We start from the raw sequence: 15981 nt of genomic DNA, 5'->3' as shown, positions 1-15981 counted from the left end.
GGCGTCAGCCGAGCCTGGTCACGTCAAGGCCGCCCTGCGCGTACTGCCTGCGGAGCACCTTCTTGTCGAACTTGCCGACGCTGGTCTTCGGGACCGTCGCGATGACCGTCCAGCGCTCCGGGAGCTGCCACTTGGCGATCTTTCCCTCCTCGGCGAGGAACGCGCGCAGCGCCTCGAAGTCGGTGCTCGCCCCCTCCCGGAGGACCACGGTGGCCAGCGGGCGCTCGCCCCACTTCTCGTCCGGCACGGCGACCACGGCGGCCTCCGCGACGTCCGGGTGGGACATGAGCGCGTTCTCCAGCTCGACCGAGGAGATCCACTCGCCGCCGGACTTGATGACGTCCTTGGCGCGGTCGGTGAGGGTGAGGAAGCCGTCGGGGGAGATGGTGCCGACGTCACCGGTCTTCAGCCAGCCGTCCTCACTGAACTTGTCTGCGGGACGGAGCGGTTCGGCGTCGGGGCCGTTGTAGTAGGCGCCCGCGATCCAGGGGCCGCGCACCTCCAGTTCACCCGCCGACTCGCCGTCCCACGGGATGCGCTCGCCGCCGGGGCCGGTGAGCCGGGCCTCCACGCCGGCCGCGAAGCGGCCCTGGGTCAGGCGGTACCCGAACTCCTCGTCGGTGCCGACCGAGTGGGCCGGCGGGCGGGCCACCGTGCCCAGCGGGGAGGTCTCCGTCATGCCCCAGGCGTGGCAGACCCGCATGCCGAGCTCGTCGAAGGCCTCCATGAGGGAGGGCGGGCAGGCCGAACCGCCGATGGTGACCTGGGTGAGGGCGGAGACGTCACGGGGGCGGGCGGTCAGCTCGGCGAGCAGGCCCTGCCAGATGGTGGGGACGGCCGCCGCGTGCGTCGGCCGCACCCGCTCGATCATCTCGGCGAGCGGGGCGGGCTGCAGGAAGCGGTCCGGCATCAGCATGTTCACGCCGGTCATGAACGTGGCGTGCGGCAGGCCCCAGGCGTTGACGTGGAACTGGGGGACCACGACCAGCGAGGTGTCCTGGTCGGTGAGGCCCATCGACTCGGTCATGTTGACCTGCATGGAGTGCAGGTAGATCGAACGGTGGCTGTACACCACGCCCTTGGGGTCGCCGGTGGTGCCGGAGGTGTAGCACATCGCGGCGGCCTGACGCTCGTCCAGCTCCGGCCAGTCGTAGGCGGTGGGCCGGCCCGCGATCAGCTCCTCGTACTCGTGCACACGCGCGGTGGCGCCCTCGAGCGGGGCGCGGTCGCCGGGACCGGAGACGACGATGTGCTCCACCGTCGGGAGCTTGGGCAGCAGCGGCGCGAGCAGCGGGATCAGCGAGCCGTTGACGACGATGACCCGGTCGGCGGCGTGGTTGACGATCCACACCAACTGCTCGGCGGGCAGCCGCAGGTTCAGCGTGTGCAGCACCGCGCCCATGGAGGGGATGGCGTAGTACGCCTCGACGTGCTCGGCGTTGTTCCACATCAGCGTCGCGACACGGTCGTCGTCGCGTACTCCGAGCCCGTCCCGCAGCGCGTGGGCGAGCTGTGCCGAGCGGGCCCCGATCTCGGCGAAGGTACGGCGGTGCGGCTCGGCCTCGCCGGTCCAGGTGATCACCCGCGACGACCCGTGGACCGTCGACCCGTGGGTCAAAATCCTCGAGATCAGCAGCGGTACGTCCTGCATGGTGCTCAGCACGGCGGTCCTCCCGGGCGACTTTGCCTACGCGGTGGTCGGGGTTGCGCTGATTCTGCGCACATACCGCGCGGTATGTCACTAGGAGAAGAGAAACAGTTTGACGACGGACCCCAGGGTGCCGCGCGGCCGGGCCCAGGTCGTGTCCGCAAAGTCGCGTCGTTCGCCCGCAGGGCGGGCGTCGCGGCGTCCGGTGCGTGCTCTGGGGGTCCCCCCCGGCCGAAGGCCGGGGGAGTGCCGGCCGGATGCCCTCGTACCGGGCGTACTCGGGCTTGCGGCCGGTGCGGCGAGAGTACGTGCCGGGCGTCGCGACGCAGGCGCGACTTTGCGGACACGGTCTAGCGGACCAGGCCCAGTTCGGGGTCCTCGCGCAGTTTGCTCAGGGCCCGGGAGACCGCCGACTTCACCGTGCCCACCGAGACGCCGAGCACCTCGGCCGTCTGGGCCTCGCTGAGGTCCTCGTAGTACCTGAGGACGACCATCGCCCGCTGCCGCGCGGGCAGTCTGGTGATCGCCCGCCACATGGCGTCGCGCAGCGCCTGCCGCTCGGCCGGGTCCCCCGAGCCGGGCGCGGGCTCGGGCTCGGGCTCGGGCAGTTCGTCGCAGACGAACTCGTCCACCCTGCGCTTGCGCCACTGCGAGGTACGGGTGTTGAGCAGCGCCCGGCGCACGTAGCCGTCCAGCGCCCGGTGGTCCTCGATCCGCTCCCAGGCCACATAGGTCTTGGTCAGCGCGGTCTGCAGCAGGTCCTCGGCGTCGCTCGGGTTGGCGGTCAGCGACCGCGCGGTGCGCAGCAGCACCGGCTGGCGGGCCCGCACGTACGACGCGAACGACGGAAACGAGTGGGTCTGCCGCGCCGGTGCGGCGGCGGCCGAGGCGCTGGTGCAGACGGGTGTGGTCATGGCTCCACGCTAGGAGCGGACCGGCCGCCCGCGGATCGGCCCCAGGTCCCGATGCCGGGTCCCCCTCAGGTTGTAGGGGTGGGGCCGTCCTCACCTCCTGAAGGTGGACCGCGGGATGACGGTCTGTGCGGGTTGTCCCCTGCGGGCTCGCCTGCGGGCGCTCCGGAGCAGCCCCGGGGCCGGCGCCCCCCGGCTCCGGCCGCCACCGGGGTCCGCGAACCGGGAAACGGCTGCGCGGCGGCACCGAAGCACCGCCGCGCAGCCGTCCTACGACCCCGAAGCACACCCCGCGGGAACCCTCACCACAAGGGTCCCCGCCCCCGGCTCACCACAGCGGGGTGAAGTGGAAGGCCACGTTCTCGGTGCCCTGCTGGAGGGCCGTGAGCTCGGAGCCGTTGATCTGCGCGACGTTCCCGCCGTTGTCACGGCCGACGCCGCTGCCGGCGAGGCTCGCCACGCCGGCGGTCGATCCGTCGCCCGCGAGGGCGCCGTTGTCCGCACCCGCGACACCGGTGAAGAGAGCGGCTGCGAGCGGTAGTGCGGAGACGGCGGCGAGAACGCGGGCGGTACGGATACTTGCCATGTTGTCCCTCCAGAACCGGGCACCTTCCGGCCGGAACGGCCGGAGGTCCGTGAAGTACGGCTTGCGCCAAGGCGGTTGGCCCACCGGCTCGGCTGTCGTGAACGACGTCGCGCATCCAGACTTGCCCACCGAATCCCGGCGAACCACCCCAGAGGCTGCCATTCGCACGCAAGCGTGATGACATGTCGATAAACCCCTTTCGCCATTTTTCTTCGCTTCGCGTCATGCCAACCCGCAGTACGGGCCCTCCGCTCTCCGAGCCACGTAAGGGACGAATCGTTCCGCCCGATTTCCGGCCGGACTTCCCATTTCCGGCGCACCCTCACGACCACCCCTTTCTTTTTTCGAACGTACGTACGAACATAGAGCCATGGCCACCACCGACCGGCAGGCCACGACGCTGGCCCTCGCACACGCCCTGTCAGCCGCCGAACGCGGACTGGCCGTCATCCCCCTGTCCCGGAGCAAGCTCCCGGCCCTGCGCTCCCCCCACCACGACGACCCCGGCCCCACCTCCTGCCACGGCGAGTGCGGCCGTTTCGGGCACGGCGTGTACGACGCCTCCACCGACCCCGCCCGGATCCGCGAGCTGTTCGCCGCCGCGCCCTGGGCCGGCGGCTACGGCATCGCCTGCGGGCTGCCTCCGTACCACCTCATCGGCGTCGACCTCGACACCAAGACGGGCACCGACTCCTCGGCCGCGCTGCGCGAACTGGCCCTGCGGCATCTGTTCACGATCCCCGAGACGGTCGTGGTGATCACCCCGAGCGGCGGCCGCCACCTGTGGCTGACCGGCCCGTCGGACACCGTCGTCCCCAACTCCGCCGGCCGCCTCGCCCCCGGCATCGACATCCGAGGCGCCGGCGGCTACCTCGTCGGCCCGGGCTCGCGCACGGAGCACGGCGTGTACGCGACCGCCCCGGGAACCGACCACCTGGCCCCCGCCGCCTGCCCGGCGGCCCTGCTGCGCCTGCTCCTGCCCCCGCCACGCGCCGCGTACCCGGCGCCGCCGCCGGCCGGCGACCACGGGCGGGGCCTGATCCACTTCGTGCTCACCGCGCACGAGGGCCAGCGCAACACCCGCCTGTTCTGGGCGGCCTGCCGCGCCTACGAGAACGGCATCGGTCCCGCCCTGCTGGCTCCCCTGATCGAAGCGGCCGTCGACACCGGCCTGACCGAACGCGAGGCCCGCGCCACGATCGCCTCGGCGGCCCGCATGACCGGCCACCGGCCCTGACGGCCGCCCGGTTCTCCGGCACCGCAACCGGGGCCGGTCCTAGTCGGTGGCGGCGGGTTCCGCCCGGACGCCCGGACGCGTACCGGGGACGGCCGGCCGCCGTTCCTCCTGCCTGCCCAGCGCCGCGAGGACCAGGGTCACGGTGACCGATCCGGCCGCCATCAGCGTCATCGCCGTGGCCGGGGAGGTCAGTTGGGCCAGCGTGCCCGCGAGAGCCGCGCCGGCGCCCTGCAGGGCGGCCATGCCGGTGGCATGCAGGCCGAGGGCCTGGCCGGTGAGGTCGTCGGGGGTGAGGGACATCAGGCGTTCCTGCAGGACCAGGCTGGCGGCGAAGCCGACGGAGGCGACGGCGGCGGCCACGGCCGACAGCGCCACCCCGGGCCGCAGGACGAAGAACAGGTAGGGCACCGCCAGCAGCAGGCGCAGCGGGGTCGCGAGCCGGCGGCGCACCGCGGGCGGCACCAGGCGGCCCACCGCCATGTCCCCCAGGAACATGCCCAGCGCCCCGCACGCGTACAGCGTGCCGGCGGCGCCGGGGGCGTAGGACACGTAGAGCGAATCGCTGCCCACCACCAGGCCGTTGGGGACCCACAGGCCCAGGTAGGTGAGGCGGCGGGAACGCGAGGACCACAGGAGGGCGTTGGTGCGCCAGGTCGCCGAGAGGGACGGGCGGCCGGTGGCACGCGGTGGGCGGGCCGTGAGACCCAGACGGCTGACGAGGGCCGACGCCAGGTACAGCGCGGCCGCGAGGAGAAGGCAGGTCCGCGGGGACAGGAGCGCCAGCAGCGCGCCGCCCGTCGCGAAACCGGCCACCTGGGTCAGACCCCAGAGCATGTTGTAGACCGAACGGCCAAGGACGTAGCCGTCCTTGGACAGGATGTCGTTCAGCAGCCCGCCGCGCACTCCCCCGCCCAGCGACGCGACCAGTCCCTGCAGCAGTACGACCGCGAGGACCGCCCGGACCGGCAGACCGGGCAGCGCCAGCACCGCCGTACCGGCGGCGAAGGCGAGGGCCAGGCCGGTCAGGATCGCGCGCGGGGGCAACCGGTCGGCACCCGAGAGCAGGAACGTGGCTCCCACCAGCTGCGCGAGCTGTGGACCGAACATGCTCACCGCCGACAGGAGCGGGGAGCCCGTGGCCCGGAAGACCAGCGTGCCGAGAGCCAGGGCACCGATCGTCTGGGCCGCGGCGAAGCCGGCGAAGGAGAGCAGGAAGGGGGTGAACTCCGGCGTGCGGAACAGGGTTCGGTAGCTGCGCATGCGGCAGAGTCTCGGGCCGGCCGGGCGGCCGTGTTTACTGTTTCGCCGACACGCGAAAGGTCGTACGCATGGGCTTGTGGCAGATCGACACCGACACCCTCGCCCGCAGCCGGTTCGTGCTCTCGCCGTTCGCCGAGACCTTCGCGAGCCTGAAACTGCTGCACGCGGGGACCGGGGCCCATCCGGGCGAGGAGGCCTGGCTGCGCGAGCATCTGCCCGGCTACCGCGCGCGCCTGGCGGCCGATCCGGTGGCCGGGCCGCTCGTACGGGCGGCCCTCGGCACGTCCTGGATCGCCGACTTCTTCTGCCCCACCTCGTGCGTGGGGGAGAGCTTCGAGCAGACCGTGGCCCGGGTGCGGACGGCCGGGGCCGGGGACGCGCGGGACGACCTCCGCGTGTCCCTGCGGGGACCGCTGCCCGCCGCCCTGGAACGGGACGACCTGCCCGAGCGGGCGGCCGCGCTGCTGATGTACGTGTGGGAGGAGACCGTACGACCGTACTGGCAGCGCAGGCGGCGGGTCCTGGAGGCCGACGTGGCCGCGCGGACCGCGCGGGTCGGCCAGGGCGGCTGGGCGGCCGTGCTGGACTCCCTCCGCCCGGGGACGCGGTGGCTCGGGAAGAGCCGGTTCCAGGTCAACCTCAACGCGTATCCGCCGCGGGAGATCGCCGCCGGCGCCGAGCTGCTGTTCATGCCGGTGACGCCGAGGTCCGGATGGGTGTCGTGGGAAGGACAGGAGCGGTACGCCGTCGTCTACCCGTGCATCGGGGTGCTCGCCGAGGACCACGGCCACCGGCCCGTCCCGGCCGGCCTCGACGCCCTCGTCGGAACCGCGCGCGCCGGGCTCCTCGTCCTGCTCGGCACTCCCATGAGCACGACCCAACTGGTCGCCGTGACCGGCCAGGGCCTGGGTTCGGTGGGCCGGCACCTGCGGGTGCTGCGGGACGCCGGCCTGGTGGAACGGCGCCGGGCCGGCCGCTCGGTGCTGTACGTGCGCACGGCGGCCGGCGAGGTGCTTCTGGAGGCCTCGGGCGCCGGCGCGCACCTCGGCCCCACGCGTTGAGGGTTTCCGGGCGTCGCCTCTCCGAATGCCGCCGCCGGAAATAACCGATGGAACGGGCATCCGGCGTTGGTTAGTCTCGCGCGGATGGAGATCCGGACGTTCGAGGAAAGTGACTGGCCGCAGGCCTGGCCGATCATCGAGCAGATAATCCGCGAAGGGGACACCTTCTGCTACGACCCACTCCAGAGCGAGGCGCAGGCGCGCGATCTGTGGCTGGTACCGCCGCCGGGACACGTCGTGGTGGCAGTGGAGGGCCGGCGCGTGATCGGCACCTCCAACATGTACCCCAACCGGCCCGGTCCCGGTTCACACATCGCCAGCGGTAATTTCATGGTCGCGCCGGAAGCACGCGGCCGGGGCGTCGGCCAGGCCCTGGGCGAATATCTGCTGGACTGGGCGCGCGGCCACGGATTCGCCGGCGTGCAGTTCAACGCCGTCGCGGCCTCCAACACACCGGCGCTCAAACTGTACGAGCGTCTCGGGTTCGCCGTCATCGGCACCGTGCCCGGCGCGTTCCGGCATCCGGCGCTGGGGCCGGTCGGCCTGCATGTCATGTACCACGACCTGGAATCGACCAGGGGACAACCCGCGGCAGGCGGCCGCCCCGCACCGGGCCGGCGCTAACGTGGCCACGGTCGCCAGCCCGACAGCGCCGAAGGAGCGAGCCGCATGGAGATCGTGTCGTCCCAGAAAGTCACCACCTTCCTGATGTTCGAGGGGAATGCGGAAGCGGCGATGACCTTCTACGCCTCCCTCTTCGACGGCGCCGAAATCGTCAGCGTCACCCGCTACGGCGCCGACGGCCCCGGGAAGGACGGAAGTGTGCAGCACGCGACGTTCTCGCTCGGCGGGCAGCAATTCATGTGCATCGACAGCCCCGTGAAACACGGATTCACTTTCACGCCCGCGATCTCTCTCTTCGTGCAATGCGAGAACGAGGCCGAGATCGACCGTCTTTACGCGGCCCTCGTCGAGCAGGGCACCGCGCTCATGCCGCTCGGAAACCACGGCTTCAGCGCCAGGTTCGGCTGGGTCAACGACCGGTTCGGCGTCTCCTGGCAACTGAACCTGCCCGCGTGAGCCCACTGTCCCCGGTCCCAGCAGAGCCGGGACACCGGCGATTCAGGATGAGACACACAGAGAGGGTGTCCCGATGAATGGCCGTCGCGCTGATCCTCTACGACGCCGGGCGGGGGCTCGACCCGCGCAAGCTCCCGGGCGACATGCACCGCATCGTCATCAGGCTGATCGTGCTCGGGGTGGCCCTCTCCTGGGCAACCGCCGCGCTGCTCGCCGTACCACTGCTCGGAATGTCGGCAGGCGCGGCGATCACGCTCGGCGCGATCCTCGTGGTCTCGGGACCGACCGTCGTCGGCCCCCTGCTCGCCTTCGTCCGACCGGCCGACCGGCTCCGGCGGATCCTCACCTGGGAAGGCTCCCTCATCGACCCGATCGGGGGCCTTCTGGGATCGCTCGTCTTCGCCACTGTCCTCGACAGCACCAAGAGAAGCGCCGGCGGGGTGCTGGCGCAGTTGGCAGTCAGCGTCGGTGTCGGCCTGGTCGGCGCCGCGGTGGGGACGGCGTTGCTGTGGCTGCTGATGTGCAAGCTCCGGCTCAGCGATGTACTCCGCATCAACGTGCAGATTGCCATCGTGGTCGCCGTGGCCGCGGCCTGTGACATGTTCCGCGACGACACAGGGCTCATCGCCGCGATCGTCATGGGACTGTTGGTCGCCAACCTGCCGGGCTTCGTCATGCCGGAGCGCGGCCCCGTCTCCGAGATGATGGTCCAATTGATGATCGGGCTACTGTTCGTCTCCATCTCGTCCACGGTCACCCCGGCGTCCCTGCACCATGTGGTCCTCCCGACGCTCGGCATCGTGGCGGTCCTCGTGCTGATCACGCGCCCCCTCGCCGCCTGCCTGGCCGCACTCGGCACCGACCTGCCCCGCAACGAGCGTGTGTTCATCGCCTGGATGGCGCCACGCGGCATCGTGGCCGCCGCCAGCGCCTCGACCTTCTCCAGCGGCCTCACCACCGCGGGCATCGGCGGCGCCTCGAAGATCCTCCCGGCCACGTTCCTGGTGATCGTGTCGACGGTGGCCCTGTACGGCTGACAGCTGTCCCCGTCGCCCGGCGTCTGGGCGTCACCCGCCCCAGAGCCGACGAGCATCGCAACGAAAAGTCGCGCTGAACGCGGGGCCGCTGCCGCGGGGAGCTGGAGCAGTTCCGACTGCCCGGTCCCCCTAGGAGATCACTTCAAGGACTTCAGAAACAGGCACATAAAGCGGGTGTCGCAGGTCTCGATCAGCCGAGGTAGGGCTGATCGCGGTGTTCTAAGAAGTGACGGATCCGGAGCTGCTGCGTGTGGTGCATCGGCAGTTGATCGATCTCCTCCGGCCGGACGAACCGCAGTTCCGTGGACTCGTCCGAGATCGCGAGCCGGCCCCCGACCACACGAGCGGTGAAGCACACGTTGAACTGCCTGCGCACCTCACCGTCGGAGTAGGCGATGATGTGGCGAGGGTCGGTGTACGTGCCCACGAGCCCGGTGATCTCTACGTCCAGCCCCGTTTCTTCCTTCACCTCACGGACGGCTGTGCCGGGGAGTGAGTCGGTCATCTCCATGCCACCGCCAGGTAGCGCCCAAAGATCGTTGTCCCGGCGGCGCTGAAGGAGCACACGTCCTTCGTCATCGGTGACCACGGCGGACGCGGCGACCACCATGCTGTTCGGCTCCGGCGCCGCGGGGTCGTCGTAGTACTCGGTCCGTGCCATGGTCACCCTTCTCGTACCGGCGTCGCGGTTTCCCACACCGCGTCAAAGCTGCTCGCGTAGGTGTCGAACATGCCTCCCTTTCCGCTGCGCCGAAGATGCCACACAGGAGCACCGTAGGCGTTCACGCCCCAAACATGGGCGTTGACCAGCGCCTGATCATCCGCACGATAGATCGAGTTGTAGAGCGTGGTGGCGTGGGTCCGCACTTCGATGCCGGATACCCCGGCAAGGGGGCGATAGTGCATGAGGGCAAGTCGGCAACGGGACTCGATCCCGTGACCGAACTTCTCTTCGGCTCCGCGCTGTTGGACATTCGTACTGTCCGGATCGCCGACCGCGATACGGACCGCGCACCCGTCGGCAGCGCGCTCGTTCAGCCTGCACACTTCATCATCGGGCAAGACCGAACGCACCTCATCGACCTCGCCTTGGCGCGCGGTGCACGCATCCCTGAGGGCTACGACTTCCCGTTCCGCGGCTGCCTCGTCCACTACGAGGCGCCGGAGATCGCGCGCAGCGTGCTCGCCACCGGAGAGGCTGAGCCGACACAAGAAGCCGACATCTATGCACTCGGCGCCTCTCTGCTCATCTCCGCCACGGGCTGGCGGGCCGTCGAGTATCCGGACGACGCACCCCGTCCCGAGCAGAGAAGGGCAGTGGCAAGCGGTAAGCGTCGGCCCGTGAAGGTGGGTGGCGCTCTGGGCGAACTGATCGACGCCATGCTCAGCCCGGTGCCCGAAGACAGGCCCACGATCTACGAGGTTGGTAAGGCCCTGAGCTGAACCGTGGGCCCAGCAAGTAGAAGACCGGACCACCCCTCAGCCTGGACAGCATTCCGGGTGGTCCGGTCGCGGAAGCCCTGATCAGGACCCCGATGCCGATGGTACCGGGGTAGTTGGCGTGCTCGAATACGGGTGTAGCCGCACCCCCGACTCCTGGTTGTCGAGTTGGAGAGGGGTCAAGTTGCGGCCCGGTATGGGGTGTCGAGGCAGTCGGTGCACTCGTGGGTGCGCAAGTACGAGCAGTCGGGTCTGCCGGGGTTGGCGGACCGGTCGCACCGGCCGGAGTCGTGTCCGCACCGGATCGCCGGGGAGGTGGAGGCGGTGGTGTGTGAGTTACGGCGCCGGCATCCCGGCTGGGGTCCGCGCAGGCTGGTGCACGAGCTGGAACGCAGGGGCATCACCCGACGCCAACCCGTCAACCATCAACTGAGACTCGACAGGTCGCATTAGGGCCGCTGCCAGCTCCATACGCAAGGAGGCGCATTCCGTGACACGTACCGCCACAGACCTGCGAGAAAGCTGCCGCGAACAGCTGCGAGCGCGGGGCGTGCGCTGCACTTCAGCGCGCCTTTCCGTGCTTCAGGTGCTGGCCGAGGACGGCGGTCATCTGGGTGCGGCGCAGATCCACCGCCGGATCAGCGAGGCGGGCGGCCGCCTGGACGTGTCGACCGTGTACCGGACCCTGGAGCGCCTGGCCGAGCTCGGGATGGTGCATCAGCTGGCCGGGACGGCGCAGGCGAGCTACGGGTTGGCGGTGGAGCCGCACCACCACGTGGTGTGCACCGGCTGCGGAGCCGTCGACCAGATCCCTGCCCCTGTGGTGGCCGAGGCGTTGCAGGCTGCGGCGGGGGTGACGGCGTTCCGCCCGGAGAGCCTGGTGCTGAGCGGTCTGTGCCCGGGTTGTCAGGCGTGATGCGGTGCGGGGCCGGCCGGGGTCCGGCGGGTGCCGGGTGAGAAGACGATCACCTTCCGGGAAGGAAGCGGCACTGAGGAGCCGCGTTACCGAAAGCTGACGGGCCGACCCCGCTGAGGTTCATGCTGATGCATTGCTTTAGTTGTTGCAAGCTCTTCGCAATAAGTGCGTAGGCTGTCTCCGGACGATCACCCACACGGAAAGGGGACGTGCCTGATGGGCACCTACGCACTTCCCGACCTGCCCTACGACTACGCCGCCCTGGAGCCGGCCATCACCGGGCAGATCCTGGAACTGCACCACGCCAAGCACCACGCCGCCTACGTCAAGGGCGCCAACGACACCCTGGAACAGATCGCCGAAGCCCGCGACAAGGACCAGATCACCCCCACCTCCCTGGTCGGCCTGGAGAAGACCTACGCCTTCAACCTCTCCGGCCACGTCCTGCACTCGATCTTCTGGCAGAACCTCTCCCCCGACGGCGGCGACCGCCCCGACGGGGCGCTGGCCGACGCCATCGACGAACACCTCGGCGGCTTCGAAGCGTTCAAGAAGCAGTTCACCGTCGCGACCGCGAGCGTGCAGGGCTCCGGCTGGGGCGTCCTGGCCTGGGAGCCTCTTGGCAAGCGCCTGATCGTGGAACAGGTCTACGACCACCACGGCAACGTCGGCCAGGGCAGCACCCCGCTGCTGGTCTTCGACGCCTGGGAGCACGCCTACTACCTGCAGTACAAGAACGTCCGCCCCGACTACGTCACCAAGCTGTGGGACCTGGTCAACTGGGAAGACGTCGCCGCCCGCTACGCAGCGGCCACCGGAGCCTGATCCGTTTCACGACCAGGCAACCAGCGGGCCGGGAAGCCAGACTTCCCGGCCCGCTCTGCCTCCGTTTCTCGCCCATTCTTGGTCCACGCCTGGTCCACACGCACTGATCCACAACGCGACAGGGCCAGATCAGGGTGAGACAGGCGCATGCAGAAGGGGCGCCCCTCATCGAGGGACACCCCTTCTGACAACGCTTACGACCTGTGCGGAGGCGGTGGGATTTGAACCCACGGTGACATCGCTGCCACGACGGTTTTCAAGACCGTTCCCTTAGGCCGCTCGGGCACGCCTCCCCGCGGCCGCCCGTGATCGGCGGCGCGCGTACAGATTACCGGGCCGCCGTGGGGGCGTGGGTACACCGGGTGCCGCCGGTTCCCGCGCGGCACCCCGGGTGGAAGCGTCAGCCGTCGCCGGCCCGGGAGCCGAGGGAGAGGTCCACCGTGTGCTCCTGGCCACCCCGCTTGTAGGTGATCGTGACCTTGTCGCCCGGCTTGTGGGTCCAGATCTCGCCGATCAGGGTGGGGCCGCTGTCGATCACGTGGTCGTCGAGCTTGGTGATGACGTCGCCGGGCTTCAGGCCGGCCTTGTCGGCCGGGCCGCCGGACTCGACCGCGGCGGAGCCGGACGCGCCCTGGTCGGTGATCTTCGCGCCGGCCGTGGAGTCCTCCAGGGACACGGACGCGCCGATCTTGGCGTAGACCGGCTTGCCGGACTTGATCAGCTGCTGGGCGACGTACTTGGCCTGGTTGATCGGGATCGCGAAGCCCAGGCCGATCGAACCGGACTGGCCGGAGCCGAAGCCGCCGCTGCTGCTCGACTGGATCGCCGAGTTGATGCCGATCACCGCGCCGGTCGCGCTCAGCAGCGGGCCGCCCGAGTTGCCGGGGTTGATCGACGCGTCGGTCTGCAGGGCGCTCATGTACGACGCCTTGCTGGAGGAGCTGCCGTCGCTGGAGGCCACCGGGCGGTTCTTGGCGCTGATGATGCCCGTGGTGACGGTGTTGGACAGCCCGAAGGGAGCGCCGATTGCGATGGTCTCGTCACCGACGGCCACCTTGTCGGAGTCGCCCAGGGCGAGCGGCTTGAGGTCGGAGGGGGCGTTCTTCAGCTTGATGACGGCGACGTCGTACCCCTGGGCGTGCCCGACGACCTCGGCGTCGTACTTCCTGCCGTTCGGGAAGGTGGCGGAGAGCTTGCCGCCGTTCACCGCGTCGGCCACCACGTGGTTGTTGGTGACGATGTGGCCCTGGGTGTCGAAGACGAACCCGGTGCCGGTGCCGCCCTCGCCGTTGGTGCTCTCCGCCTCGATGGTGACCGTGCTGGGCAGTGCCCTGGAGGCCACGTTGGCGATGGTGCCGGGGGCACGCTTGATCTGGGAGGCGCCGTCGGAGGCGGAGACGGTGGTGGAGCCGGAGCCGTCGTTGTCCTTGGCCAGGGTGTAGCCGATTCCGCCGCCCAGGCCGCCCGCGACCAGCGCGGCCACCAGGACCGCGGCGACCAGCCCGCCGCGCCCGTTGCGGGGCTTGGGGGCGGGCTGCTGGTACGACGAGCCCCAGCCCGCGCCCGCCCCGCCGGAGCCGCCGTCGCCGTAGGCGGGCGTGGCGGTGGGCGGCGGCCAGGAGCCGTCGGCGGCCGGGGCGCCGGGAGCGCCGTAGGGCTGGTGGGCGTCGGGGGCGGGACCTGGGGCTCCGTGCGGCGGGCCCGCGGGGGTCTGCGCCGCGGGTGCCGGGTACTGCTCCGGGGCGCCCGGGGTGCCCTGGGGCACCGGCGGCAGCGGAGTCGTCGGCACGCCCCCGTCGGGCGCGGGGCCCTGCGGGGAAGCAGCGGGAGATGCCACCGGCACGGGAGGTGCGGACGGGGCCGGGGGTACCGCGTTGCCCTCGTTCTCGGTGCTCACAGCTCTTCTCCTCGATCCACGGCTGTTGTTCCAGGTCGCATTCGGACACACTCGCTCAGGCACGCCCGTCGTGGCGTGCACGCCGGTCGCCCGTGCGGCGGAGGCCCGGTGCGACAGCTCTGCATGATTCGGTGTTCCACTTGTATGCAGTCAGCTTTTCCCATGGGCCGTCAGAGCACCATAAGCGGTGGCTGTGGGTCCAGGGCCACTCTTTATATGGGATATTTCTCGCAAAAGTTTGACCGAGGCGCAGAACGGATGCCACCGCTCGCCGCCCCGACCGACCGGCGCCGCCCCGTGTACCCCGCGTCGGTGGCACCATGACGCGGTGACCCACGCACCACACCACACCATCCAGGTCGTCGCTCACCGGGGTGCCTCCGAGGACGCGCCGGAGCACACCCTGGCCGCGTACAAGAAGGCGATCGAGGACGGGGCGGACGCCCTCGAGTGCGACGTACGACTCACCGCCGACGGTCATCTGGTCTGCGTCCACGACCGCCGGGTGAACCGGACCTCCAACGGCCGGGGTGCCGTGTCCGCGCTGGAGCTCGCCGATCTCGCCGCCCTGGACTTCGGCTCCTGGAAGACCCGCGAGGCCTGGCGCGGACGGGACGAGGAGCCGGACTGGGAGCACCGGCCGGAGGACCCGGCGGACACCTCCGTGCTCACCCTGGAGCGGCTGCTCGAACTGGTCGCGGACTCCGGGCGGCGGGTGGAGCTGGCCATCGAGACCAAGCACCCCACGCGCTGGGCGGGCCAGGTCGAGGAGCGGCTGCTGCATCTGCTGAAACGGTTCGGGCTGGACGCGCCTGCCTCGGCCGCCGAGTCACCGGTCCGGATCATGAGCTTCTCGGCGCGCTCGCTGCACCGGGTGCACGCCGCCGCGCCGACGCTGCCGGCGGTCTACCTGATGCAGTTCGTCTCACCCCGGCTGCGCGACGGACGGCTCCCGGCGGGCGTGCGCATCGCGGGCCCCTCGATCCGCATCCTGCGCAACCACCCGGCGTATGTGGAACGGCTGAAACGAGCCGGCCACCAGGTCCACGTCTGGACCGTGAACGAGCCGGCGGACATCGATCTGTGCGCGGAACTGGGCGTCGACGCCATCATCACCAACCGCCCGCGCGCGGTGCTGCACCGGCTGGGCCGGTGAACGGAAGGGGACGCGAGCCCGGCACGGTCGGCCGCTCACCGGCCGCGGAAGCCGGGTGAGGGACCGGTGCGCACCTCTTGACCCCGGGCGGAAAGCTGCAGCATCCTCCCTTCTCGGCCACACCCTTGAAATCCAGCCACAGAGTGACCGGCCCGTCACAGGGAGTGCTCCGGCGTATTCGCCGTGTGTGCAGACGTTGCGAATGCGTCAGCGGAAGAGGACTGGCCGGTTTCCGGTACAGGCCATTGGGGCATCCACACCGTGGCGTGGGGCGAAGGAGGTCTCGGGGGTGGCGTTGGTGGTGGCACAGGAGGTGCCCACGTCGTCGAGCATGGCCGTTCCCCATGGCCCTGCGGGCGTGGGGCAGGCGAGACACCGGATGCGTGCGCAACTGCGCGGCGGCGGGGTGCCGGACTCGGTCGTCGACGACGCCGTACTGATCCTTTCCGAGCTCTTGAGCAACGCCTGCAAACACGGGCGGCCGCTCGGGGACGCCCCGGCCGGCGACGGCGCCGTGCGCGCCGCGTGGAGGGTGGACGCGCGCGGGCGGCTCATCGTCGAGGTGACGGACGGCGGCGGTCCGACCCGCCCGGCCCCGGCCACTCCGTCGGTCACCGCGCACGGCGGCCGCGGGCTGAACATCATCACGGCGCTCGCCGACGACTGGGGCGTCCGGGACGACACCCAGGGCGAGGTGACGGTCTGGGCCGTGGTCCACGAGGACGTTCACGATCCGGACGCCGGGTGCCGGCGCGGGGGATTCGCTACGCGCGTCACCGCGTCCCCGGTCCCGGCCATGGCCGAACTGGACTTCGTGGACGCCTTCGACGAACTGGGCTGAGCCCCGGGCGGCCCGTCGGCGGGCCGCGGCCGTACGCCGTAGGCGTCGCCCGCGTGTCCGTTGTCCACAGGTTCCCGTGGGTCAGG

General features: G+C 70.8%; 15 protein-coding genes, 1 tRNA gene and 3 pseudogenes. 11 read left to right on the top strand and 8 right to left on the bottom strand.

What is annotated here, in order from left to right; translation table 11 throughout:
- Nucleotides 1–4: 4 nt before the first annotated feature.
- The 3 genes from AB0924_RS02440 to AB0924_RS02430 form a co-directional block, all read right to left on the bottom strand.
- Entirely contained in the window at nt 5–1663 is a 1659-nt protein-coding gene (locus AB0924_RS02440; protein WP_358929827.1) for a long-chain fatty acid--CoA ligase, read from the bottom strand.
- A 335-nt stretch (nt 1664–1998) separates the two neighbouring features.
- Complete coding sequence (locus AB0924_RS02435; protein WP_366910465.1) at nt 1999–2562, bottom strand: SigE family RNA polymerase sigma factor; 564 nt, start codon at nt 2560–2562, stop codon at nt 1999–2001.
- A 325-nt stretch (nt 2563–2887) separates the two neighbouring features.
- Nucleotides 2888–3145: a hypothetical protein gene (locus AB0924_RS02430; RefSeq protein ID WP_358929822.1), complete on the bottom strand. Its 258-nt coding sequence runs from the start codon at nt 3143–3145 to the stop codon at nt 2888–2890.
- 370 nt (nt 3146–3515) lie between these two features.
- On the opposite strand from AB0924_RS02430, the gene AB0924_RS02425 reads away from it, so the two are divergent.
- A complete protein-coding gene (locus AB0924_RS02425) occupies nt 3516–4382 on the top strand; it encodes a bifunctional DNA primase/polymerase (RefSeq protein ID WP_358929820.1) in 867 nt (288 codons plus the stop codon).
- A 39-nt stretch (nt 4383–4421) separates the two neighbouring features.
- On the opposite strand, the gene AB0924_RS02420 is transcribed toward AB0924_RS02425, so the two are convergent.
- The gene (locus AB0924_RS02420; protein ID WP_366910464.1) at nt 4422–5642 is read right to left on the bottom strand and encodes an MFS transporter; all 1221 of its coding nucleotides are present in this window, start codon (nt 5640–5642) and stop codon (nt 4422–4424) included.
- Nucleotides 5643–5710: 68 nt separating this feature from the next.
- On the opposite strand from AB0924_RS02420, the gene AB0924_RS02415 reads away from it, so the two are divergent.
- The 4 genes from AB0924_RS02415 to AB0924_RS02400 all read left to right on the top strand — a co-directional run bounded on the left by AB0924_RS02415 (nt 5711) and on the right by AB0924_RS02400 (nt 8820).
- Nucleotides 5711–6703: a helix-turn-helix domain-containing protein gene (locus tag AB0924_RS02415; protein ID WP_366910463.1), complete on the top strand. Its 993-nt coding sequence runs from the start codon at nt 5711–5713 to the stop codon at nt 6701–6703.
- 84 nt (nt 6704–6787) lie between these two features.
- Nucleotides 6788–7327, top strand: a complete 540-nt coding sequence (locus AB0924_RS02410; protein WP_358929814.1) for a GNAT family N-acetyltransferase — start codon at nt 6788–6790, stop codon at nt 7325–7327.
- Nucleotides 7328–7372: 45 nt separating this feature from the next.
- The gene (locus tag AB0924_RS02405) at nt 7373–7783 is read left to right on the top strand and encodes a VOC family protein (RefSeq protein ID WP_358929812.1); all 411 of its coding nucleotides are present in this window, start codon (nt 7373–7375) and stop codon (nt 7781–7783) included.
- Nucleotides 7784–7860: 77 nt separating this feature from the next.
- Nucleotides 7861–8820 carry a cation:proton antiporter gene (locus tag AB0924_RS02400; RefSeq protein WP_366910462.1) on the top strand — a complete coding sequence of 320 codons (960 nt, stop codon included), beginning with the start codon at nt 7861–7863 and terminating at the stop codon, nt 8818–8820.
- A 190-nt stretch (nt 8821–9010) separates the two neighbouring features.
- Here the strand turns inward: AB0924_RS02400 and AB0924_RS02395 are convergent, their stop codons facing one another.
- Both AB0924_RS02395 and AB0924_RS02390 read right to left on the bottom strand, forming a co-directional pair.
- The gene (locus AB0924_RS02395; protein ID WP_358929808.1) at nt 9011–9481 is read right to left on the bottom strand and encodes an NUDIX domain-containing protein; all 471 of its coding nucleotides are present in this window, start codon (nt 9479–9481) and stop codon (nt 9011–9013) included.
- A gap of 2 nt (nt 9482–9483) precedes the next feature.
- A pseudogene (locus AB0924_RS02390) lies at nt 9484–9852 on the bottom strand (XRE family transcriptional regulator); the annotation flags it as partial.
- Here AB0924_RS02390 and AB0924_RS02385 point away from each other — a divergent pair.
- The 4 genes and pseudogenes from AB0924_RS02385 to AB0924_RS02370 form a co-directional block, all read left to right on the top strand.
- Nucleotides 9853–10263 (top strand): annotated as a pseudogene (locus AB0924_RS02385) (protein kinase); the annotation flags it as partial. It lies immediately after the preceding pseudogene.
- Nucleotides 10264–10416: 153 nt separating this feature from the next.
- Nucleotides 10417–10679, top strand: a pseudogene (locus AB0924_RS02380) (helix-turn-helix domain-containing protein); the annotation flags it as partial.
- Between the two features lie 71 nt (nt 10680–10750).
- Nucleotides 10751–11176, top strand: coding sequence for a Fur family transcriptional regulator (locus tag AB0924_RS02375; protein ID WP_358929806.1), 426 nt, complete (start codon nt 10751–10753; stop codon nt 11174–11176).
- Nucleotides 11177–11392: 216 nt separating this feature from the next.
- The gene (locus AB0924_RS02370) at nt 11393–12001 is read left to right on the top strand and encodes a superoxide dismutase (protein WP_358929804.1); all 609 of its coding nucleotides are present in this window, start codon (nt 11393–11395) and stop codon (nt 11999–12001) included.
- Between the two features lie 206 nt (nt 12002–12207).
- Here the strand turns inward: AB0924_RS02370 and AB0924_RS02365 are convergent.
- A tRNA-Ser gene (locus tag AB0924_RS02365) sits at nt 12208–12294 on the bottom strand.
- A gap of 107 nt (nt 12295–12401) precedes the next feature.
- Complete coding sequence (locus AB0924_RS02360; protein WP_366910461.1) at nt 12402–13898, bottom strand: trypsin-like peptidase domain-containing protein; 1497 nt, start codon at nt 13896–13898, stop codon at nt 12402–12404.
- Nucleotides 13899–14226: 328 nt separating this feature from the next.
- Between AB0924_RS02360 and AB0924_RS02355 the strand changes: the two genes are divergently transcribed.
- A complete protein-coding gene (locus AB0924_RS02355; RefSeq protein ID WP_366910460.1) occupies nt 14227–15054 on the top strand; it encodes a glycerophosphodiester phosphodiesterase in 828 nt (275 codons plus the stop codon).
- Nucleotides 15055–15256: 202 nt separating this feature from the next.
- Nucleotides 15257–15895, top strand: a complete 639-nt coding sequence (locus tag AB0924_RS02350) for an ATP-binding protein (protein ID WP_358929798.1) — start codon at nt 15257–15259, stop codon at nt 15893–15895.
- The last annotated feature ends 86 nt before the right edge of the window (nt 15896–15981 follow it).

This window comes from Streptomyces sp. NPDC047869, assembly GCF_040704065.1.
Lineage (GTDB): Bacteria > Actinomycetota > Actinomycetes > Streptomycetales > Streptomycetaceae > Streptomyces.
The sequence above is the reverse complement of the archived record's forward strand: the minus strand, read 5'-3'. Positions and strand labels throughout refer to the sequence as shown.